This is a genomic window from Aquabacterium commune (genome assembly GCF_004362855.1).
GTDB classification, from domain to species: Bacteria; Pseudomonadota; Gammaproteobacteria; order Burkholderiales; family Burkholderiaceae_C; genus Aquabacterium; species Aquabacterium commune.
This window is the reverse complement of sequence record NZ_SNXW01000005.1, coordinates 1-21214: the sequence shown is the minus strand read 5'-3', so window position 1 is coordinate 21214 and position 21214 is coordinate 1. Positions and strand designations below refer to the sequence as shown.

General features: G+C 67.0%; 17 protein-coding genes. 3 read left to right on the top strand and 14 right to left on the bottom strand.

The genetic code is table 11. The features are described 5' to 3' along the window. Positions 1-31: 31 nt before the first annotated feature. A complete protein-coding gene (locus EV672_RS09850; protein ID WP_133608729.1) occupies positions 32-1189 on the top strand; it encodes a formylglycine-generating enzyme family protein in 1158 nt (385 codons plus the stop codon). A 3-nt stretch (positions 1190-1192) separates the two neighbouring features. On the opposite strand, the gene EV672_RS09845 is transcribed toward EV672_RS09850, so the two are convergent. Both EV672_RS09845 and EV672_RS09840 read right to left on the bottom strand, forming a co-directional pair. Then, positions 1193-3658 carry a hypothetical protein gene (locus EV672_RS09845; protein ID WP_133608728.1) on the bottom strand — a complete coding sequence of 822 codons (2466 nt, stop codon included), beginning with the start codon at positions 3656-3658 and terminating at the stop codon, positions 1193-1195. 30 nt (positions 3659-3688) lie between these two features. Continuing rightward, positions 3689-6616 carry a type VI secretion system Vgr family protein gene (locus tag EV672_RS09840; protein WP_133608727.1) on the bottom strand — a complete coding sequence of 976 codons (2928 nt, stop codon included), beginning with the start codon at positions 6614-6616 and terminating at the stop codon, positions 3689-3691. 225 nt (positions 6617-6841) lie between these two features. On the opposite strand from EV672_RS09840, the gene EV672_RS09835 reads away from it, so the two are divergent. Beyond that, positions 6842-7645: a gamma-glutamyl-gamma-aminobutyrate hydrolase family protein gene (locus tag EV672_RS09835; RefSeq protein ID WP_133608726.1), complete on the top strand. Its 804-nt coding sequence runs from the start codon at positions 6842-6844 to the stop codon at positions 7643-7645. Positions 7646-7681: 36 nt separating this feature from the next. Here the strand turns inward: EV672_RS09835 and EV672_RS09830 are convergent, their stop codons facing one another. From EV672_RS09830 to EV672_RS09820, 3 genes are all read right to left on the bottom strand, one after another. Continuing rightward, positions 7682-8299, bottom strand: coding sequence for a ParA family protein (locus EV672_RS09830; RefSeq protein ID WP_133608725.1), 618 nt, complete (start codon positions 8297-8299; stop codon positions 7682-7684). 72 nt (positions 8300-8371) lie between these two features. After that, on the bottom strand, positions 8372-9307 hold the full coding sequence (locus EV672_RS09825; protein WP_133608724.1) for a PA2778 family cysteine peptidase: 936 nt from the start codon (positions 9305-9307) through the stop codon (positions 8372-8374). 101 nt (positions 9308-9408) lie between these two features. Continuing rightward, entirely contained in the window at positions 9409-9834 is a 426-nt protein-coding gene (locus EV672_RS09820; protein WP_133608723.1) for a PA2779 family protein, read from the bottom strand. Between the two features lie 156 nt (positions 9835-9990). Here EV672_RS09820 and EV672_RS09815 point away from each other — a divergent pair, with 156 nt between their 5' ends. After that, positions 9991-10443 carry a thioredoxin family protein gene (locus EV672_RS09815; RefSeq protein ID WP_133608722.1) on the top strand — a complete coding sequence of 151 codons (453 nt, stop codon included), beginning with the start codon at positions 9991-9993 and terminating at the stop codon, positions 10441-10443. Here EV672_RS09815 and EV672_RS09810 read toward each other — a convergent pair. The 9 genes from EV672_RS09810 to EV672_RS09770 all read right to left on the bottom strand — a co-directional run. Continuing rightward, positions 10410-12887, bottom strand: coding sequence for a putative bifunctional diguanylate cyclase/phosphodiesterase (locus tag EV672_RS09810; RefSeq protein ID WP_133608721.1), 2478 nt, complete (start codon positions 12885-12887; stop codon positions 10410-10412). The two genes, EV672_RS09815 and EV672_RS09810, sit on opposite strands and share 34 nt — an antisense overlap. A 44-nt stretch (positions 12888-12931) precedes the next feature. Next, positions 12932-13165, bottom strand: a complete 234-nt coding sequence (locus tag EV672_RS09805) for a hypothetical protein (RefSeq protein WP_133608719.1) — start codon at positions 13163-13165, stop codon at positions 12932-12934. Positions 13166-13270: 105 nt separating this feature from the next. Next, entirely contained in the window at positions 13271-14704 is a 1434-nt protein-coding gene (locus tag EV672_RS09800; protein WP_133608717.1) for a condensation domain-containing protein, read from the bottom strand. A gap of 121 nt (positions 14705-14825) precedes the next feature. After that, the gene (holA, locus tag EV672_RS09795) at positions 14826-15881 is read right to left on the bottom strand and encodes a DNA polymerase III subunit delta (RefSeq protein WP_133608715.1); all 1056 of its coding nucleotides are present in this window, start codon (positions 15879-15881) and stop codon (positions 14826-14828) included. Between the two features lie 40 nt (positions 15882-15921). Further along, positions 15922-16536, bottom strand: coding sequence for an LPS-assembly lipoprotein LptE (locus EV672_RS09790; protein WP_133608714.1), 615 nt, complete (start codon positions 16534-16536; stop codon positions 15922-15924). Positions 16537-16569: 33 nt separating this feature from the next. Further along, positions 16570-19347, bottom strand: coding sequence for a leucine--tRNA ligase (gene leuS / locus EV672_RS09785; RefSeq protein ID WP_133608712.1), 2778 nt, complete (start codon positions 19345-19347; stop codon positions 16570-16572). Between the two features lie 95 nt (positions 19348-19442). After that, complete coding sequence (locus EV672_RS09780) at positions 19443-20138, bottom strand: hypothetical protein (protein WP_133608710.1); 696 nt, start codon at positions 20136-20138, stop codon at positions 19443-19445. 99 nt (positions 20139-20237) lie between these two features. Next, positions 20238-20531 (bottom strand): hypothetical protein, encoded by a 294-nt coding sequence (locus tag EV672_RS09775; RefSeq protein WP_133608708.1) that lies wholly within the window; start codon positions 20529-20531, stop codon positions 20238-20240. Position 20532: 1 nt separating this feature from the next. Next, positions 20533-21214 (bottom strand): hypothetical protein (locus tag EV672_RS09770; protein WP_208110751.1); only part of this gene is annotated, 682 nt, incomplete at its 5' end.

The following is a 21214-nucleotide window of genomic DNA, read 5'->3' as shown; positions in this document are numbered from 1 at the left end:
CGGCGCCAGCGGTTGCTTGTGAGCCACTAACATGGGCGACAAACGAACACATCGCAGGGATATCACGATGGCGAACCAATGGATGGCATGTGGCCTGTTGACCTTGGGGGCGGTGACGGCTTCAGGGTGCGCCAAAGCGGTTGCGACCGCGGATGCCATGCCTGCCGAAGCTCGGCCGGCGAGCTCAGTGGCGGCAATGGCATTTTTGTCCAAAGCCGAGGCGCCCACGCTGGCCAGCGTGAAGCCACCGGGCAACCCGAAGCGCAACCACTTCCACATCAAGCCAGAAGACCTGGCCAAGCTGCCGGTTCCTCAGCAACCCACGGAGCTGGCCCAGGCCTTGGCAGCCATGCAAGTTGGCAGCATCGACGCTCGCAAAGAGGTGCTCAAGGCCAAGGTGTTCAAGGACATGGTCTATGTGCGCGGAGGCAGCTTCATGCGTGGCGACTTCGCCAGCCTCATGGGCATTGAGGGCGTGTCGCGCATGACCTCCAAGTCAGACGACAAGGTGGTTAAGGAGATATCCTTGAGCGACTTCTGGATCAGCAAATACAAGGTCACGTATGCTGAGTTCGATGTGTTCACGGATGCGACGGGCCGGCCGAGGACGGGGGCGACGTATGGAGGGGATGTCCGCCAGCCCCCGACTCTCGCCGCGCGGGCTTACTGGCAGGAGGCCAAGAACTACTGTCAATGGCTCGGGCAGTTGACGGGGTTACCGATGGACTTGCCCACCGAAGCACAGTGGGAATACGCAGCACGCAGCCGGGGGCAGTTCTTCATGGTGGCCACCGCTGACGGCAACGCGGAGTTTGGGAAGGGTGTGCCTTATGACGCGCAGGTCGAGATCGTTTCACCCATGCGGAGGCTGAGTACCTATCCGGTCGGATTGTTCCCATCAAATCCTTTGGGGTTGCATGACATGAGCACCAACGGAAAGGAGTGGGTCGACGATTGGTACGCCGAGGATGCGTACAGCATGGCTTCCACTCTTGAACCGCGAGGGCCTGCAACCGGGAACTTGAAGGTGATTCGGGGTGGTGGCGCGGACAGCCCCTTGATCGGGTCGACCGTGCATCGTTACAAGGCAGATCCTTACCCTCTGGAGAAGGACGATGACACCGGCAAACTGGTTGCTGTACCTTCTTCTTTCATGCCTGCTTTGCGCTGCGCCGTCACGCCACACTGAGCGTCACACAACGCTGTTGTAGAAGCCATTGCCGCTGGATGCGAACAGCGGGTGGTCACCCCGACCATCGCGGGCCAGGGCATAGGCAAAGTCCGAGTTGTCCATGGCGGGGTAGCCGCGCGGGGCTTCGTCCATCAGCGCCGCATGGGTCTGGTCGTACCACGCACCAAAGTCGCCATTGAGTGCCACGAAGTCAGCGTGGCCGCGTTGACGCATCAATCCCTGGAACCCGTCTTGATGTTGTGTGCGGGTGCCAGGAAAGTCCAGCCCGCTGGGGCCTTCGGCTGCAAAGAACCGTTTGAGATCACCCAGCCGCTGATCAAAGGCCACCTTGTCACCCGTTGGGTGAATGTGCTGGATGACGTTCTCGATGTCGCGCTTGGTTTGGGTTTGGTGCAGCACGGCCAACACAGCTTGGCGCTGGGTGGGCAGGTAGTTGCTGCCCAGGCCTCCGCCGTCAAGTGCCCAACTGACGGCACCAAAGCGGGTGAGCATGTAGATGAGCATGCCTTTGCTCTCAGGTGGGGTGTGTCGAAGCGCGCTGCAATTGGCCAGAATGCGCTTGGCCAATTGCAGCGTCTCTGCTTCTTTGCGGTACTTCACCTCTAGTCGGACAATGGCCTTCTCCAATGTTTCCGCCGCATCCCCGGCCAGTTCTTTCCCGAAGTACTCTGCCAACTCCCTGCCTTCGGCCACCACCAAGTACCCCAGGTACTTGGCTGCATCGAATCCGGACTTCCGAATGATCGCCACGTTCCTGAACCCCAAGTTCAGCAGGTTGTAATAGAACCAGTACATGAAGCTGGCGAGTTGTTTTGCCCCGACGGCCAGCGTCACCGTGCCTTCTGCGCCCAGGCCGAAGCACAAGCCCGCGTGAGCTGTGATGCGGAAGATGCCGTCCACATACTCGACGGCCAGCTTTGCTTCACCAGCGAGGCCCGCCATGCCTTGCAGTTCAGGCGCAATGCTGGCAAACGGCTCGAACTTCTTCTCAGCGCTGTGCGGGTTGCGCCACTCGATGGCGCCACTCAGCCCCAAACCGCCTTTGGCGCCCGCAAAGAAGTTCACGCTGGCCGCCGCGCCTGCGGTGTTCTTCCAGTCATTGCCTTGGCCGCTGATGTTGGCCGCGCTTTTGCGCTTGACCTTCTTGTTCGTGCCCTGGATGTGCGGCAACTTGCCCGATTTGGTCTTGCCATCGACGTCTTGGGTGTCGATGTCTTTCATGGCCACGCCAATCGAGACCTCGCCCGCCAGGCTCACGCCGATCACACCCTTGAGCTCGGCTGCGCAAGCCAGGCGCACGGCCCCCAGGTCGTACTTGCCCGTGTCCACGGCTTGGCCTTTGGCCATGGCCACAGCCTGCTCAAGGTCCAGCCAGTACAGCATCAAGCCTTCTTTGCTGGGCAGATAGAGGTTGCCAGCCACCTTGCCTTCGGCAAAGGCCACCTCCAGCCCACCCTCGGCCTTGATGTTCACGTTGCCTTGTAGCGGTGCGAGCTCGCCACTCAGGCTGCCACCGGCGTAGTAGCGCATGGCCGCTGCCTCGGCGCTGAAGTTCACGTCGCCCAGTTCGGTGTTTCCCCACACCACTTTGCCTTCGCCGCTGGCGCGCATGTTGGCGTTCCATTTCTCCAGCGCCTCAGGTCCGAGGGTGCCCACGTTGCTGACTTCCAGCTTGACGAAGTCCTTGCTGGACACCTTGGCGGCCATCACCTGTTCGCCCAAGTACTGCTTCAGCCTCGTGCGGTCGATCTTGCGCTTGCCGGTCGGGTCCTGCTTATAAACCTCGGCCCACTTCATGGACTTTGCGTCTTTGAACTTGGGCCAGCCCTTTTTCTCCAAGGTCGCCGAGTTCACGTATCGCAAGGGGCCGAGTCCTTGGTAGCGGGCTTCTTGTTCAAATTTTTGCTTGATGCCCAAGGCACCTTTGACATGCCACTTCTGGCTGAGGTCAAGGCCCTTTCGTTTCCATTCGCCATTGGCTTTGTCTGGTGTGACGGTGTAGGGCTTGTCGCCAGCCTTGTCCATCAAGGGCACCATCTCGACCAACTGTTTGCCCGAGCCGCCCAGCTTGTCGAGGGCTTGCATTTCCTTGCGAACGGCTTCCGTGGCCTGCTCCCGCCATTGGACGGCCAAGCCTTGCGCTGCTCGCGCATCGTCTTCGATGTCCTTGCTGATGCTGGCCGGGTTTTGGCCTTTGGCTGTGGCGATGAGCAGCAGGCGTTCATCGGCCAGGGCCAGCACCTCATTGGCCAGCAGTTGCGCATGCATGAGCCGATTCCACCGGTCGAACTCGTTGTGCAAGGCCGGTACATCGGGGGCGGGAATGGCATAGACCTCGCCTGTGTCCAGCCGGAGGTAGGTCATGGGCTCGGCCTTGACCTGGACCTGGACTTGGCTGCCCGCGGTGGTGTTGGCGGTGCCTTGACCCAAGTGGGTTGAGCGTTCGGTAGCGACAGGGGTGTTCATGGTCTTGATCAGTGAGTTGTCGCCTGAAGGTCAATGTCCCCAGAACACCTTCAGTGTTTCTGCCCTGGACGAGGTGATCCGGCTGGTGCGTCCTTTGACATCGGTGATGCCGGTGCCCACAACCTCGCCCTTGCCGTTTTCGATCCTGTAGGGGGCGCCAGCTAGCGCCATGCCGGTGTCTTGGTCTTGCAGCACGAACTGCTCATCGAACAAGTCTTGTGCCTTGTTCAACGAAGGCCCCTGCCCCGAAGCGCTGCTCCCTCCCGCCAACTCCTTGGCCGCCGCCTTGAACAGAGCCGGCCCGCTCGTGCCCAGTTCGATGTTGCCGCCGTCGATCAGCAAATAGCTGCCGGCGCCATTGAGCACGATGCGCTGGGGCGCGCTGATGTGCACGCTGGCCTGGGTGCTTTGCAGGTCCACGGCCTGCTTGGCGGTGAGGTTCAGCGTGGCGCTTTGGGCTTGCACGCTGACGTTGCCGCTGGCGGCGTGCAGGCGGATGCCGGTGTCGGTCACGGGGTGTTGGCCGGATGCTTGGGTGTCGGTGGCTTGGCCGTGTGTGAACAGGCCGATGCCGCCTTTGACGGCCCAGGCCTGGTGGCGCTGTGCGAGCAGATGGGTGTCTTGCTCGGTGGTGACGGTGAGGTGCTGGCCTGCGGCGATCACGGTGTGGGCGGGCGTGGCGCTGTGGACGTCGGCGGCGGCGCTCAGCACGATGTCGGGGCGCCCGGTGGTGGGGATGTTGCCGTGCTCGGAGCTGGCGGTGGCGCCCAGGCTGGCCAGGGTGGCTTGCAAGGCTTGCTGTGCCGGCAGTTGCGCAGGCGCGGCTTCGCGCGGCAGTTGGGCGCGTTGGGCCTGGGCGTTGGTGTGCAGGGCTTGCAGCAGCTCCGCGTGCGCTTGCAGCTGTGTGCGTGCTTCACGGGTGTCTGTCGGCTGGGCCTGCGCGGTGGTGCCGCCCGGGCGCGCGTGGGTGCTCAGGTGCAGGCCGCTGCCGGCGCGCAATGCCGCCTGCGCCTGCGTGTGCAGCTCCAGGCCGATGCCGCGCGGCGCCAAGCGCTGGTTGCCATCTTGTTGCAGCAGGTGGCCCATCTGCAGCCAGCTCTGTGCCTGGGTGGTGTGCAGCATCACGCGGCCTTGGGCGGCGGTGTCGTCCATCACCAGCTGGTTGTGGGCGCCGCCGCCAGATTGGGACGCGTCCAGGCTTTGCGTGCGCAGGCCACTCAGGGTGGCGGTGTGGGCATGGCCTTCCAACTCGCCTTGGCGTGCGGTACCCGGGAACCAGGCCGGGGCGTTGCCCGTGGCCGTGGCGGCGCCGGCAGACACGCTGTTGCCCTGGGCGTCGGCCTGACCTTGGCCGTTGTAGGCCGCGCCGAGCACCACGGGGCGGTCGATGTCGCCGTCGAGGAAGGCCACGACCACCTCCTGGCCGAGGCGGGGGATGAACACGCCGCCCCAGTTGGCGCCGGCCCAGGCCTGGGCCACGCGCACCCAGGTGCCAGATGCTTCGGAGGCCGGCGCGTTGCAGTTGTCGGCCGTTGGGGTGGGGTGGTCGAGGCGGTGGCTGCTGCGCGTGCCGCGCTGCCAATGGAATTGCACCTGGATGCGGCCGTCGCGGTCGGTGTGGACGGGGCCGTTCAGGCCGACGACGATGGCCGTCTGGCTGCCCTGAACGCGCGGTTTCGCGGGGGCGTGTCGCAGGCGCACGGGCACCTGGCGGCGTTGCGCCAGCACGTGGCCCTGGTAGAGCGGCTCGGTGCTGTCGTTGGCCAGGCGGTCCGTGCCTGCGCTCAGGCTTGCGGCCTGGGTCGGCGATGCGGTGGCATCGGCCGCGAGGTTGTTGCGCGCGGTGTGGGTCACGCGCAGCACGGTGAAATCGTCGTCGCCATCGATGCCGCTGTGGTCGGGGTGGTCGCGCAGCGAGAAGGTGGTGCCCGGCGCCAGGGTGCGCACCGTGCCCGTGCCTTCGAACTGCTTGCGCTCGGCCTCCAGCGCTTCGAGCCGCAGGCGGGCGTGACGCTGTGCGTGGACGGGCGAGGCATGGGCGTAGGCCCCGGGGTGGTCCGTGAAGGTGAGGGTGTGCGCCTGGCCATGGGCCGCGTCCACTTGGGCGCTGGCGCTGTGCGTGCGCACCTGGCGGTGGTCCCAGCTGGCGGTGTGCAGCGCCGTGAGGCCGAGGCGTCGCACGCCGCCCCAGTGCATGAGGCTGTCTTCTTTGAGCGTGGCGCTGGCCTGGGTGTAGCGCACCTGGGGCTGCGCGTTGGGGGCGAAGGCCTGCGCGTGGTCGGCGATGACGAGGGTGTGGCTGCCGCCGGCCTCGCCGCTGTGCTCGAACCAGGCGAACAGGCCTTCTTCGGCCCACAGGCGCGAGAGGAAGGCGAGGTCGGTTTCGTGGAACTGCGTGCACAGCGAGCGCCGCGGCAAGGCGCTGCGGTCGGCCACGTCGATGCGCCAGGCGGGTTGCTGGGCTGGGTGGTCGGCGAACACGGCCTCGGTGATGTCGAGCACGTCCATGTCCTGGAAGACCCAGGCGTCGCTGCGGTGGCCGAGCCAGTGCAGCCAGGGGGCGATGTGCAGGCGCCAGCGCGTGAAGCCGCCATCGGCGCCCAGGCAGGCGACGTGGCTGATGTGGCCGTGGAAGGGGCGCCAGTCTCGCGTGGTTTGCAGCTCCAGCAGCGCGGCCTGGCCCAGCAGCTCGGTGGGGGCGAGGTCGTGGCGGGTGCTGAGGGCCAGCACCTCGATGTGGCAGGCGGCTTGCAGGTGCGCGTCGGCGTTGGGCACCATGCCTTCATGGATGGTGGCGCGCTCGGCCAGCAAGACGTTGGGGCCCAGCGCGGTGTGCAGGCGCAGCAGGCGGGTGTGCTGGCTGAGGCCGCCCAGCCCCTGGCCGGCCCGATCTGCCAGTTCGGCGAGGCTGTGCGAGGCATCGTCCAGCGCGTGCTGGATGCCGGAAAGATCGGTCATGCGTCCGTCCCAGGGTGTGTGCTCGGCCGGGGTCAGGCGCCACCGGCCGTAGAACCCCGGAAATTAGCGCAAAAGCAGGCCTGCGGGCGCGCAGTTCCCCCGCATGGGGGTCTCGATCGCCCCACCAAAGTGCAAGCATTTGTGAGCCAGGCGAATGGGCCTTCTTTGCGTCCGTCGGTTGACAGGGGGGGAGGCTTTGGCACACTCGTTGCATAGCGAGGTGCCATGGGTTCTCAATCTGCTCAGTTTGTTCAAGCACCGTTGGTGCTGGTGCCCTCTTGCCAGAGGGTTTTGGGTCGTCACCCCTTCCACGTGGTGGGGCAGAAGTACGTCGATGCCATCCGGCTGGCGGGTGCGGTGCCCTTGATGGTGCCGGGCGCGTCGGAGGCGGAGTTGTCGGCGCTGCTGTCCGTGGTGGATGGGGTCTTGCTGACGGGGTCGCCGTCGAATGTCCACCCCCGCCACTTTGACGAGGACGTGCTCGATGAGCGCTTGCCCCTCGACCCGGTGCGCGACGCCTGGACGCTGCCGCTGATCCGGGCGGTCGTCGAACGTGGCATCCCGCTGCTGGGCATCTGCCGGGGGCTGCAGGAGGTCAATGTGGCGCTGGGCGGTTCGCTGCACCAGGCGGTGCAGGGGCAGCCGGGGCACATGGACCACCGCGCCGACGAGGCCTTGCCCGTCGAGCAGGAGTACGGCTTGGCGCACGCGGTGGCGATCCAGCCCGGCGGGGTGCTCGACCCCATCTTGCGTGGCCTGGACGTGCGCCAGGGCGACGAGGTGATGGTCAACAGCCTGCATGGGCAGGGCGTCAAGCGCCTGGCGCCGGGCCTGCACGTCGAGGCACGTGCGCCGGATGGCGTGGTCGAGGCTTTCAGCAAGCCGGGTGGAGGCTTCAACCTCTGCCTGCAGTGGCACCCGGAATGGCTGGCGGCGTCCAACCCGGTGTCCTTGCGCATCTTCGAGGCCTTTGGCCAGGCGTGTCGCGCGCACCAGGCCATCCGTTTGGGACTGGCCGCGCCAGCTTGAGCGGGATCGCGGGCGGCGACTGGCCCTGCAAACGCCTCAGGCGTTCATCCAGTCCAGCACCGGTTGCCACTGACCGAGGTCTTTCTCGACGCGGTTGGCGGGCACGTCCCACAGGCTCAGGCCGTGGGCGGCGAGGTGGGCGTAGTTCTGGGTGTCGCGCAGCAGGGTGAGCAGGGGGATGTCCAGCGTCTGCAGGAATTCCTTCAAGTGCTCGGTGGCCTTGGTGTGGTCCTTGATGCGGTTGCCGACCACGGCCAGCTGGGTGCCTTCGCTGCGCTTTTTCTTGGCGAGTGCGCGCACGAAATCCTGCGTGGCGTAGATGTCGAAGACGCTGGCTTGCAGCGGCACGATGACCTTGTCGGCCAGCTTCATGACCGCGTCCAGGCCCTTGCCGTGCAGGCCGGCGGGCGTGTCCAGCACGACGTGCGTGGTGCCCTTTGGGGGCCGGGCGATCTGGTCTTCGGTGATGTCCCAGCTCTGGATGCGCGGCAGGCTGGCGTCACGCAGCTGCAGCCAAAGGCGCGAGGACTGCTGGCGGTCCACGTCGCCGAGCATGACGGCGTGGCCCTGGCGGGCGAAGTAGCCTGCGATGTTGCTGGACAGCGTGGATTTGCCCACGCCGCCTTTGGGATTGGCGACCACGATGACCGGCATGGCGTGCTCCTGTTAGCGTCTTGTTGCGCCACAGGGCGCTGTCGGGGCGCTATTGTGGGGCATGCCCGGCGTTCAGCGTGCGTGTGCCGCGGCCACTTCGGCTTGGGTGGCTTGCGCGGCAGGCAGCATCGCAGGTTCGGCCGCGCTGGCGCGCAGCACGGCCTGGCGCGCGGCCTGGCGTGCGCCGGGCAGGTCGCCGGTGCGCAGGCGCAGGCTGGCCAGGTTGTTCCAGGCGGCGGCATTGTCGGTGGCCTCGGCCAACTGCGCGAAAGTGCGCAGCGCGGCAGGGGCGTCGCCGGCGGCCACCTGGCTGTTGCCCAGGCCCATGCCGATGACGACGTCGTTGGGCCAGCGTTGCCAGGCGCTTTGCCAGGCCGCCACGGCGCGGGCCGGGGGCGCCGCGCGTTCGAAGCCGATGCGGCCCTCGCGCACGGTCGCCAGGCTGGCGGTGGCGGGCACGGCCTCGGGCGGCAGGGCCACGAAGGCCCAGTGCTGGGAGCGCGCCCAGGTGCGCTCGAAGGTGCGCAGGGGCAGGTGCAATTCGCGGGTCTCGCCGGAGCGCAACAGCAGCTCTTCGCGGTCGAGGTCGAAGCCCACGAGCACGGCGAAGTGCCACAGCGGCACCACCGACAGGCCGAGGTTGAGCATCACGCCGACCGGGTGGCCGGCCGCGACCTCCTGCAGCAGCGCGTCCAGGCGCGGGGGCAGCACGGTGCTGACGGCGTCGTGGCGGCGCGCGGCGCCCAGCATCTCGATCTGCAGGCTGCCGCCGCGTCCGGGCACGAAGACCTCGGGCGTCAGCGCCTCAGGCGTGACGGGGCGCCCTGCCGCGCCCAGCAGCGTGGCCAGGGCCGCTGGGCCGCATTGCAGCTCGGTTTGTGGGTGGAAGGGCGTGGCGTCCAGCAACACGCGCCTGGGCAAGCCGGCCGGCGGTGCGGCCAGCAACTGCTGGGTTTGCGCCGTGCCGGCGTCCAACCAGGTGGCGCAGCCGCTCAGGCCCGTGCCCATGCCGGCGAGGGCCAGGACGGCGGCCAGCGTGGCCCCCCGACTGGCCTTCCACCTGGCCTCCCACCTGGCCCACCGGCGTGGGCCCAGGCTGGCCACGCCGCTCAGCGGATGGAACGGGTGAAGGGGAAGACCTTGGTGAAGCCGAGGATGTCGGTCAGCAAGAGCAGCAGGAAGATGAACACGACGACGCCGATGAAATCGGAGGCACCGGCGGGGGCGCGGTCGATCTGGTCGGCCAGGGCCACGACTTCGGTGTCGGACAGGGCGTCCACGCGGGCGCGGGCGGCGTCCATGTCCACGCCCTTGGCGCGCAGGGCCTCGGCCACGTCGGCGCGGCTCAGGGTGGCCAGCACGGAAGCGCGGCTCACCGAGGCGTCGGCGCGGTCCTGGGCCTGGGCTTCGGACACCAGGGCCTGGGCGGCGACGGCATCGGTTGCGACCATGCCGGCGTGGGCGGCTTGCAGGCCGGCGGTGTGGCTCAGGGCGATGGCGGTCAGCCAGATGGTGGCTTGGCGGTTCAGGCGCATGGGTACTTCCTTGGGATGAGGGGGTGTCGTCAAAGGATACTGGCACAGCGCGGTCGGCAGGGCAATGGCGGCGATGCAGCCGTAACGAATGGTGACGCGCTAGGTGAGGCGAACGGCGAGACACAGCCGACACGGCGTTTCGCGCAAAATGGCGCCATGCCGGACACCGACGACCTGCCTTCCAGCGCACCTGCTGCCGCACTTCCTGCCGTCCCCGCGCCTGTGGTCGAGCCCGTGCTCGACATCGTCTGCCTGTGCGCCGCCTGGTGTGGCACCTGCCGCGACTACGAGGCCACGTTCGCGGCGCTGCAAAGCGCGCTGCCCGGTCACCGCTACCGCTGGATCGACATCGAAGACGAGGCCGACCTGGCCGGTGACATCGACGTCGAGACCTTCCCCACGCTGGTGCTGGCCCACCGCGGGCGCGTGTTGTTCGCCGGCCCGGTGCTGCCGCGCCTGGGCGACGCGCAGCGCCTGGTGGAGGTGCTGGAGGCGCAATTGCAGGCCGTGGCCGCAGCGCCCGGCCGGACCATGCCCGCGGGCCCCGCGAACTTGCCGGCCGACCAGGCCCAGGCTTACGCCGAACTGGCGGCGAGGTTGGCAGGCTGAGGCGGTTGCCAGGCCATCACCCAGGCCGCGAACTGGCGGGCGGGCATGGGTTTGGCGATCAGGTGGCCCTGGGCCTCGTCGCAGCCCAGCACCTGCAGCAACTCCCAGGTGGCGAGGTTTTCCACGCCCTCGGCCACGACCGACAGGCCCAGGCTGTGCGCGAGCTCGACGGTGGACTGGACGATCTTGGCATCGTGCTCGTCGGCGGCCATGGACATCACGAAGGAGCGGTCCATCTTCAGCTCCTGCACGGGCAGGCTCTTGAGGTAGCTCAGCGAGGAGTAGCCGGTGCCGAAGTCGTCGATGGACAGGCGCACGCCCATGGTGCGCAGGCGCTGCAGGGTGTGCAGGGCGCGCTCGGGGTCGTCCATGATGGCGCTCTCGGTGATCTCCAGCACCAGGCTGTCCGGCGCCAGCTGGTGGCGCGCGATGGCGTCGGCCAGGCGTGGCGGCAGCTCGGGGTCGAGCAGGTCGCGGGTGGACAGGTTGACGGCCAGCTTCATGGCCAGGCCTTGTTGCGACAGCGCCTGGGCGGTGCGCGCGACCTCGTCGATCATCCAGCGCGTGAGCAGGCGCACGAAGCCGGTTTGCTCGGCGAAGGGCACGAAGCCGATGGGCGAGAGCACGCCGCGCTCGGGGTGTTGCCAGCGCACCAGGGCTTCGGCACCGACGACCTGACCGGTGGCCAGCGTCACCTTGGGTTGCAGGAAGAGGCGCAGCTGGCTGTCGTCCACGGCGGTGCGCAGCTCGCCCAGCAGGGTCAGCGAGGCCGAGGCGGTGGCGTCCAGGCCCGGGTGGTAGCTCACGGCACCGGCCTGCCGCTGCTTGGCAGCGTTCATGGCCAGCTCGGCGCGGCTGAGCACGGTGTCGGCATCGAGCCCATGCGCGGGGCTGGCGGCGATGCCGATGCCGGCGCCGAGGTCCACGGTGTGGCCGTCGAGGACGAGCGGGCGTTCGAAGTCGGCCAGGATGCGCTGTGCCACAGGCCAGGCCGCGGCCGCATCGGCACCGGGCAGCAAGATGCCGAACTCGTCGCCGCTCAGGCGGGCCAGCACGGGAGTTTGGCTGCCGTGGGCGCCGTCGTGCAGGCCGTCGTGCAGGCGCTGGGCCACGGCGCGCAGCAGGCGGTCGCCGAAGCGGTGGCCGAGCTGGTCGTTGACTTGCTTGAAGCGGTCCATGTCGAGCAGCAGCACCGCACAGGGCACGCCGTGCTGGCTGGCGCGGCCTACGGCCTGGCGCAGGTCGCGGCGGAACTGCTCCAGGTTGGGCAGCTCGGTGAGGGGGTCTTGCCAGGCCAGGCGGCGCAGCTCGCCCTCGCGGGCCTGGATGGTCTGGCGCATGGTTTCGAAGGATTGGGCCAGTTCGCCGATTTCGCCGTCGAAGTCGCTGGAGACCTCGGAGTCGTACTCGCCGCGGCCGAGCTGGCGCGCCGAGCTGGAGAGCTCGCGCAGCGGGGCCGTGATGCGCCGGGCGCTGAGCATGCCGACCACGCCAAAGGCCAGCACGCCCAGGGCCGACAGGCCCAGCAGGGTCAGCTTGAGCTCGCGGTAGGGCGCGATGGCCTGGTCCACCGAGCGCATCAGCACGGCGCGCAGCACGTCGTGGCCTTGCAGGTCGGGCAGGACGAGGGCGCGGGCGCTGAACTCGTCGCCTCCGACATGGAAGGTGGGTTGGGAGAGGGTGCCACGGCGGGGGCCGTTTTCCCAGGCCTGGGCCAGGCGCGGCCAGCTGTCGGCGGGCAAGGTGGCGTCCAGCACCTGCCAGCGGCTGCCGGCCTCAGGCGGTGTCAGCAGGGCCAGGTCGAGGCCGGAGAGGCTGTGCAGCTCCTGCAGCAGCCGGGTGTCGATGCGGGTGGCCATGAGCACCCACGCTGCGGGTGCGGTGGTGTTGGGCGGGACGGTTGTCGGGGCGGCCATCGCGGCCATCGCGGCCACTTGGTAGATCTGCCCGTTGATGCGCACCACCCGCAGCGCGGTCGCCTGACGCGGCTGTGCGGCCGGCGTCTGGGCAGGGGCCTGAGGCTGCAGCAGCGCCGGCATCAGGGCAGCCATCGCCAGGGCGGTGCCTGGGCTGTCTTCGGTCTGGCTCAAGGGCACGAAGGCCGGGGTGGTCAGCAAGGTCACGCTGGCGCGCACGGCTTCGCGGTGGCTGCGCAAGGCCGTGAGCATGCCTTCCGGCTGGGCCAGCGTCAGGGCGGTGTGCAGGCTGTCGTCTTCGGCCAGGGCGCGGGTGGCCTGTTGCAGCGCGTCTTGCTGCTGGTGCAGCAGGCGCAGCAGCAAGGCCTCGCCGCTGCCCAGGGACTCGGCCACGGACTGGCGCGCGTTGCGGTCGATGGCTTGGTGGATGACCCAGTAGGTCGTGCCTTGCACCACCAGCAACAGGCCGAGATAGACCGCCAGGATGCGTGTCTGCAGGCGGCGGGTGTGGAAGAAGGCAGACGGCATGGCGAGGGTCGGGCGGGGGCCTCGCAGTATCCGTGGGGGCTGCCTCAGTGACCATCCCCCATCCGTGCGAACGCCACGGGTGCATCGTCTTCCAGCCAATGTGCCATGGCGCAGCGCAGCCAGTCGTCGTGGGCCATGGGCGCGGGCAGCTGTGCGCCGGCTTGGGCCTCGGCCAGGCCCTGCGCAGAGGGGCTCAGGGCGTCTTCACGGAGGGGCGCGGCGCCCATCGGCGGGACGGGTGTGCTGGCCGTGTGGGGGCGGTGTTGGGGGCGGGGCATGGTGGCGACGGGTGGGTGTCCTGACTGCTGACACCGTTCCTATCGGCTTGTGCGCCGCAACATGAAGCGCCTTGTGGCGCGCTGAGTGGCGGGCCGGGCCAAGTTTCAGGCGCTGGCGTGCACCTTGTCACGCGGGGCCGGGGCGGCGGCCTGGGTGGCCGAGGCCTCGTGCGCCTGGGCCATCAGTGCGCGCAGTTGGGCGTCGAGCGTGGCCAGGAACCGGTCCACCGAGGCCGCAGGGATTTCGGCATTCTGGTGAATGACAGTGAAGAACTGCTTGCCGTTGAGGCTCAAGGCGCCCAGCAGGAAGGCCGTGCTGATGGTGGCCGGCCAGAGCTCGGCCAGCCGCACCGTGGCGCCCTTGGGGTTGATGAACTCGGCGCTGCCCAGGTTGCTCAGGTGGCAGGACAGCTCGGGCAGGCTGCGCTTGGCCCGGCTTTGCACGATGAGGTGGCTGTAGAGCGTGCGGCCCACCCAGGGCAGGATTTCGTAGAAGCTCAGGGGCAGGGCGAAGTCGCGGCGCTCGAAGCGGGCCAGGGCAGCCTTGGCCTGGGATTCGAGCGAGCTGATCTGCGCGGCGAGCGTGGCTTGCCGGCGCGCACGCACGGTGAAGACCGACACGAAGTTGCCGAACTCCGGGCCCTTGCCGTCGGGGAAATAGCGGCGCAGGTCCACCGAGGTGCGCAGCGCCGCCACCGAGTTCAGGCCGCCGGGCTGGTCAGGGCCGTCGCGGTGACCGATCTCCAGGAAGGTGTTGGCCACCAGCGCCATCAGCAGGGTGTTGACCGTCGTGCCATGGGCCTTGGCCAGGGTGCGCATGGCGGCGGCCGGGCAGGGCAGCTCGTGGTAGCGCACGGTGCTGATGGTGTAGCGGTCCGAGCTGCCTTGCTCCAGCATGATCACGCGCTCGCCGCGGGCGGCTTGTTGCTCGGCGCGGGTGTCGCGCCACCAGCGGGCGATGCTGCCGGGCCATTGCCACCACTTCTGCGGCGTCACGGCCGGGATCATCGAGGGCGATTCGAGCTTGCACGGCACGATGGGCTGGCCGTTGAGGCGGCCCAGGATGGCGCACAGCATCTGCACCATCGAGCGGCCATCGCCAATGATGTGGTGCACCGAGAACATCAGCGCTGGCTGCGTGGGGTGCGGGAAGAAGCGTGCGCGCCAGGGCAGGCCGCGTTCCAGCGAGATCGGCTCGTTCATGAAGCGGCCGTGGAAGGCTTCGAGCGCGTCGCGCGAGGCCGGATCGACGCCCGCCTCGACCCGGTAGCAGTCGTCGAAGAGCTGCGCGACGCCGTCGTCGTCGTCCAGGATGCGCATCTTGTAGGTCGTGGCCGTGGGCACGATGGCGCTGCGCATGCGCGGGAAGGCGCTGGTGAGTTCGCGCAGGGTCTGGCGCACGAGGGCTTCGTCCAAGGGCTGGTCGAAGCGCAGGATGTAGGGCTGGTTGATCGGCCCGAGGTAGCCCTCGCCGGCCCAGTACATGTGTTCGGAGCGGTTCAGCGGGATGAGGTGGGGGATGGGGTTGGCGGTACTCACAACGGGATCCCGGCAGCGCCTGGCTGCATCGCGTCAAACGGACCTCGCTTGACTGTGCGTGGACTATAGCCAGAGGGGTGAAGTCCTGCCTGCGGGCTTTCCAGCGGACGCAGGCACCCAGTCAGGGGGTGGCGGCCTGCTCGCAGAGTTGCGTGGCCAGGCGGCGCAGCGCGTCCCAGGGGGCGCTGGGCCACTGCGGGTGGGGCAGGCCCTTGACGATGCCGTCCACCGTGCTGGCCGAGGCCACCAGGCGGGCCAGCGCGGCGGGCTTGAGGCGCGGCAGCAGGCGCTCGAAGTGGCGCTCTTTGGGGCCCCAGATGCGTTGCTCGCGCAGCACCATGGGCAGCGGCTTGCCGCCTTCGAGTGCCTGGCGGCAGCGCCACAGGCCCTGGATGTCGTCGGCCACGGCCCACAGCACCAGGTTGGGCGCCTCGCCTTCGGCTTCCAGGCCGTCGATCATGCGCAGGGTGCGCGCCATGTTGCCCGACAGCAGCGCTTCGCTGAGCTTGAAGACGTTGAAGCGGGCCACGTCCACCACGGCGTCTTCGATGTGCGCCTGGGTCAGCGTGCCCGGCGGGTGCAGCAGGCCCAGCTTGACGATTTCCTGGTGGGCGGCCAGCAGGTTGCCCTCCACCCGGTCGGCGAAAAAGGCCAAGGTGCGCTGGCCGGCCTCACCGGGCTCGACCTCCTGGCCTTGCGCCTTGAGGCGCTGCGCGATCCACAGCGGCAGGGCCTGGCGCTCGATGGGGTCGCAGCGCACCGAGGTGCCCAGGCCGTCCAGGGCGGTGAACCAGGCGCTGCTCAGTTGGGTCTTGTCCAGCCGCGGCAGCGTGATCAGGGTGAGGATGCCGTCGTTGCCTGCCGCTTGCTCGCAGTAGCGCTGCAGCGCCTGGGAGCCGTCCTTGCCCGGCTTGCCCGAGGGGATGCGGATCTCGATGAGCTGCTTGTCGCCGAACAGGGACATCTCGCTGGCCGCGCCCAGCAGGCTGGACCAGTCGAAGTGCGCGCCCATGACGGTGTGCACCTGGCGCTCGGTGTGGCCGGCCGCGCGCGCGGCCTGGCGGATGGCATCGCCGGCTTCCTGGGCCAGCAAGGCCTCGTCGCCATGCACCGTGTAGATGGGCTTGAGCCCACCCTTGGCGAGCTGGCCTGGCAGTTGTTCAGCCCGGACTTGCATGGCGGCGCGGCCGATGTGCGTGACGCAGCGCGCGGCGCACTCAGCGCGTGGCGCCGGAGGCTGCGCTGACCGACGACCGCGGCGGTGCGGGCTCGGCCGGCGCGACCAGCTGGTCCGGGCGGATGGCGGCCAGGCGGCGCATCACCTGCCCGACGATGTCGTTTTGCAGGGCGCGGTTGAGCGCGGCGGACTCGTCCTGCTTGGCCAGGGCGTCGCGCTCGTTGTAGCTGAGGTCGCGGGCCAACACCACGTCGGACGCCGGGATCAGGATGCTGCCGTCCGAGCGCTTGACCTGGAAGCGCAGCGTGGTGCGCGCGGTGATGGTGCGCACCTGACCGAAGGCGGTTTTGGCCGACACCAGCGTTTCGCGCTTGTCGGTCAGGGCGTTGAGCTCGATGTGGCTGGGCGGCACCATGACCGACGAAGCCGCTCGCACGGCCTGCAGCGTGCTTTCCGTGACTTGAACGCCGCTGGCTTCCAGCGCGCGGGCCAGTTCGGTGGCCAGTGGCGAGTTCGCCGTGAAGCCCGTGAGCTGGATGGTGCGGAAGGCCATGGCGTAGCCCTGGCGCAGCTCGAAGCCGCAGCCGCCCAGGGTGGCGAGGGCCGCGGCGCCGGCGGGCGCGCCCAGCAGGCTCAGGAAGTGACGACGTTGCATGGGCATGACCATATCACCAGTGAACACCTGGCCTCAGACGACGATGTTGACCAGGCGGCCCGGCACGATGACGACCTTCTTGGGCGCCTTGCCCTCGGCGAACTTGAGGAAGTCCTCGCTGGCCAGGGCCGCGGCCTCGATGGCGGCCTTGTCGGCCGAGGGGCTGACCTTGATCGAACCGCGCAGCTTGCCGTTGACCTGCAGCACCAGCTCGATTTCGTCTTGCACCAGCGCTTCTTCGACCACCTGCGGCCAGGGGGCGTCGAGCAGGTCGCCGCCATCGCGCGCAGCAAAACCCAGGTCTTCCCAGAGCACGTGGGTGAGGTGCGGGCAGGCGGGGTAGAGCGCACGCAGCAGCACGCCAAAGCCTTCGCGCAGCACCGCCGCATCGGCCGGCGTCGTGCCCTTGTGGCCTTCCAGCGCATTGAGCAGCTTCATGGCGCCAGACGCCACGGTGTTGTACTGCATGCGCTCGTAGTCGTAGCTGATCTGCTTGAGGATGACGAAGACCTCGCGGCGCAGGGCCTTGGCCTCGGCGCTGAGCTCGGCCTGCACCACGGCGCCTGCCGCCTTGAGGGCGTCGGTGTGCTTGGCACCGAAGTTCCACACGCGCTTCACAAACCGGTGCGCGCCTTCCACGCCTGCGTCGTTCCATTCCAGCGTCTGCTCGGGCGGCGAGGCGAACATGGTGAACAGGCGGGCCGTGTCGGCGCCGAAGGTGTCGATCAGCTGCTGTGGGTCGATGCCGTTGTTCTTCGACTTCGACATCGTGCCCACGCCTTCGTAGTCGATGGCGGTGCCCACGGGCAGGGTGCCATCGGCGCTCTCGGCCGCGTTGATGAGCTTCGCGCCCACGACCTTGCCGGCGGCATCCAGCACGTGCTCGACGTCGTGCGGCCAGAAGTACTCCTTGCCACCCTTGGCCGTGCGACGGCTGTAGATGTGGTTGAGCACCATGCCCTGGGTGAGCAGCTTCTTGAAGGGCTCATCGACCTGGATGAGGCCCAGGTCGCGCATGACCTTGGTCCAGAAGCGCGCGTACAGCAGGTGCAGGATGGCGTGTTCGATGCCACCGATGTACTGGTCCATGCCGCGGTGGCCGGGGGCGTTGGCTGCGCCCATCCAGTAGCTGGTGCGCTCATCGACCATCTGGTTCGCATCGGAGGCGCAGGCTGAGCCGTCGCTTTGCGACTGCGTGCAGGTATAGCGCAGGAAGTACCACGACGAGTCCACGAAGGTGTCCATCGTGTCGGTTTCGCGCTGGGCGGGCTTGCCGCACTTGGGGCAGCCGACGTGGAGGAAGTCCAGGCGCGTCTTCAGCGGGTTGCCGCTGCCATCGGGCACCACGTCTTCGGGCAGGCGCACGGGCAGGTCCTTCTCGGGCACGGGCACGGGGCCGCAATCACCGCAGTGGATGATGGGGATGGGCGTGCCCCAGTAACGCTGGCGGCTGATGCCCCAGTCGCGCAGGCGCCAGGTGGTTTTCTTCTCGCCGATGCCCTTGGCGGTCAGCAGCTCGGCCACGCGGTTGACGGCGTCTTTGTAGGACAGGCCATTGAGATCGCCGGAGTTGACGGTCACGCCCTTCTGCTTGTCACCGTACCACTCTTGCCAGGCATCGGTAGAGAAGGTCTGGCCTGCCACGCCGATGACCTGCTGGATCGCGATGCCGTACTTCTTGGCAAAGGCAAAGTCGCGCTCGTCGTGCGCGGGCACGCCCATCACGGCGCCGTCGCCGTACGACATCAGCACGTAGTTGCCGACCCAGACCTCGACTTGGGCGCCGGTGAGCGGGTGGGTGACGAACAGGCCGGTGGGCACGCCCTTCTTCTCTTGCGTGGCCAGTTCGGCTTCGGTGGTGCCGCCGGTCTTGCACTCTTCGATGAAGGCTTGCAGCTTGGCATTGCCGCCCTTGTGAACCTGGGCCGCATGCACAGCCAGCGGGTGCTCCGGCGCCACGGCGCAGAAGGTCACGCCCATGACGGTGTCGGCACGGGTGGTGAAGACCCACAGCTGGCCGTTGTTGATCTTGTGACCATCGGCACCGACGATGTCGTGCGCGAACGCAAAGCGCACGCCTTCCGATTTGCCGATCCAGTTCTCCTGCATCAGGCGCACGCGCTCTGGCCAGCCGCTGAGGTAGTTCGGGTCTTCCGGGTTGGCCACGGCGCCCAGCAGCTCGTCGGCGTACTTCGTGATGTTCAGGTAGTAGCCGGGGATCTCGCGCTTTTCCACGGGCGCGCCCGAGCGCCAGCCCTTGCCGTCGATGACCTGTTCGTTGGCCAGCACGGTCTGGTCCACCGGGTCCCAGTTCACCGTTTGCGTGCGGCGCTCGCAGATGCCGGCTTCCAGCATCTTCAGGAACAGCCACTGGTTCCACTGGTAGTACTCGGGCTGGCAGGTGGCGATTTCGCGCGACCAGTCGATCGCCAGGCCCATCGCCTTCATCTGCTTCTTCATGTAAGCGATGTTGTCGCAGGTCCAGGCGGCGGGCGGCACCTTGTTTTTCAGCGCGGCGTTCTCGGCGGGCAGGCCGAAGGCGTCCCAGCCCATGGGCATCAGCACGTTGTGACCGTTCATGCGCAGGTAGCGCGTGAGCATGTCGTTGATCGTGTAGTTGCGCACGTGGCCCATGTGCAGCTTGCCCGAGGGGTAGGGCAGCATGGAGCAGGCATAAAACGCCTGCTTGCCAGCCTCTTCGGTGACGCGGTAGGCGTCGTGGCCGTTCCAGTGCGGCTGCGACCAGTGTTGCTGTGCACGGGCCTCGACGGCGCGTGGGTCATAGGTCTGGTGTTCGGTAGGGGCGCTCATAGGACGATGGGGGTCACCGCAAAGACGGGCGCAGGCCAACACCGCCAGGGCATTGGCCTGCAAAACAGGGAATCTGTGGATTATAGGAAGGCCGCTCACCCATGGCAGGGCAAGCCATCCAGATCGGCAAGATCCACGAAGCGCCAGCCTTGCTCAATCGGGTCGTACAAACCGCATTGGGCAATCTCGTCGTGTTTGGGCTGAGGGTTATTGATTCTTTGCACGGCTGTTTGGGCTTGTGCAAGGGCCTCGGATGCGGGGGATTCCTCTTGTTCTTGCCTGATTTGGGCCAGGTCAAGCAGCCCAGCTTTGACATGCAGGCGATCCAGCCAACGCAATACACCAGGGCCGAACCGCAGCTGTATGTGTTCGGTGCTGTCCGCATCGATCTGAAAACTGACCCCTTGTGCGAGCGGGGCTAACCCCCCCGACTCGTCGCACATCAGTCGCTTGTTGCTGGCCGCGTAGCCATAGACCAAGTACACAGTCAGCCAGCCACCGTTGGCTTGAATGAGCGAGATCGGGTTGATGCTCTCGAAAGGGCGTACCTCGAACTGCCCACCATGGCGATTGCGGTCTTGACGGTCGATCATCGCGTCAACGGGAGAGAGGTAGGCCATCACGCCTTCTGCGTCGTTTTGCCGAAGGCAGCCTATTTCGGCCCAGTCTGGGTTGCCTGGGCGCGGGCGCTTCTCGGCGAGGATGTACAGGGGCAGCGTGCTGCACATCATGTGGTTCGGCGCTTCGTGGATTTGGGCGCGCATGTCCGCGAATGATTGAGCGGAGTTCATGACTGATGACGATTGAGACGGTTCAAGGGCGCTCCTGCGATGGAGGAGTTTTGGCAGGGCAGACAATGATAAAAATCAATGGTCATACAGAGCGCCCGCTCACTCAATGGTTTCCTCATACGCATTGAGCTTGCGCATGACATCCCGCTTCTTCGCATAACGGTGCTTTAATTGTGAAAGCTTGGCGTCAGTGCCTTTGCAGTATTTTTCGAGGTTTTCATTCACCTCTTTGACTCGCTCTGGATCTGGCGGATCAGGAAACTCGCCACGGAAATGATCGCACACATCACGTCTGGCGACGAAAGCCCTCACATCCTTTGGTAGCGTGCTGCCCGCATGAGCGTTCGCTGCAATCGAAAAGACGACGGCCGCAAGTGTTGTAGCGCGCTTCATATCAGTTGCCCGTGTCCGACCAATGGGGCTTGTCAACTCCCCCTGCGTTGTATTTGATGACACAGTACGTGGCACCGACAGCATGGAGTTCCTTGTTCATGCCATCCGTTGGTTGCGTGTTGATGATGATCGACTTGTTATTCGCGTCCTTGATTGTGAGCGCACCATCCCAGGTGACATTCATGTCCACGGCCAATCCACGGATGTGCTTTGAGTCCAGCGCTGGCGCTGTGCCGAGTTTTTGCATTCCAAACCCAATCAACATTTCTTTGGCTGCGACAATCGACTTTTCCTTTGAATACTTGCCGTCGACTTCGTGATCCCATTTGATGGGTACGCCGTTCATTGATGGGACTTTTTTAGGATCGGCTTTGCCCTTGGCAATCAGCCAACACCAGTGCATCATGTAGGCCCGTTCAGGCGGGCGCAGTGTCGCGGAAATTTTGACCATCACCCCTGCGTCTTTGAGTGCAGATACGAAAGACGTGAGGTTGCTTCTGAACGGTTCCGCGCACTCACTGATTGATCTGCTGCCCGGAAAACGGGATACCCAGTGCGCACCACTTGGCTCGTTGGCCGAGATGCTAAGGAAGGTCTGCACAAATGAGCGCCGACCATGGTTGGGTGTGCTGAGATGACCGCAATGGCGGCTGGACGCACCTTTGGCAGGCGTTTTGGGCGCG

Coding starts and splice junctions, on each gene's coding strand:
- EV672_RS09825 (WP_133608724.1), bottom strand. CDS start 9,307: ATGGGCACGGGCCTGAGCGGCTGCGCCACCTGGTTGGACGCCGGCACG.
- EV672_RS09775 (WP_133608708.1), bottom strand. CDS start 20,531: ATGAAGCGCGCTACAACACTTGCGGCCGTCGTCTTTTCGATTGCAGCG.
- EV672_RS09845 (WP_133608728.1), bottom strand. CDS start 3,658: ATGAACACCCCTGTCGCTACCGAACGCTCAACCCACTTGGGTCAAGGC.
- EV672_RS09810 (WP_133608721.1), bottom strand. CDS start 12,887: ATGCCGTCTGCCTTCTTCCACACCCGCCGCCTGCAGACACGCATCCTG.
- EV672_RS09805 (WP_133608719.1), bottom strand. CDS start 13,165: ATGCCCCGCCCCCAACACCGCCCCCACACGGCCAGCACACCCGTCCCG.
- EV672_RS09820 (WP_133608723.1), bottom strand. CDS start 9,834: ATGCGCCTGAACCGCCAAGCCACCATCTGGCTGACCGCCATCGCCCTG.
- holA (WP_133608715.1), bottom strand. CDS start 15,881: ATGCAAGTCCGGGCTGAACAACTGCCAGGCCAGCTCGCCAAGGGTGGG.
- leuS (WP_133608712.1), bottom strand. CDS start 19,347: ATGAGCGCCCCTACCGAACACCAGACCTATGACCCACGCGCCGTCGAG.
- EV672_RS09835 (WP_133608726.1), top strand. CDS start 6,842: ATGGGTTCTCAATCTGCTCAGTTTGTTCAAGCACCGTTGGTGCTGGTG.
- EV672_RS09840 (WP_133608727.1), bottom strand. CDS start 6,616: ATGACCGATCTTTCCGGCATCCAGCACGCGCTGGACGATGCCTCGCAC.
- EV672_RS09815 (WP_133608722.1), top strand. CDS start 9,991: ATGCCGGACACCGACGACCTGCCTTCCAGCGCACCTGCTGCCGCACTT.
- EV672_RS09850 (WP_133608729.1), top strand. CDS start 32: ATGGGCGACAAACGAACACATCGCAGGGATATCACGATGGCGAACCAA.
- EV672_RS09790 (WP_133608714.1), bottom strand. CDS start 16,536: ATGCAACGTCGTCACTTCCTGAGCCTGCTGGGCGCGCCCGCCGGCGCC.
- EV672_RS09830 (WP_133608725.1), bottom strand. CDS start 8,299: ATGCCGGTCATCGTGGTCGCCAATCCCAAAGGCGGCGTGGGCAAATCC.
- EV672_RS09780 (WP_133608710.1), bottom strand. CDS start 20,138: ATGAACTCCGCTCAATCATTCGCGGACATGCGCGCCCAAATCCACGAA.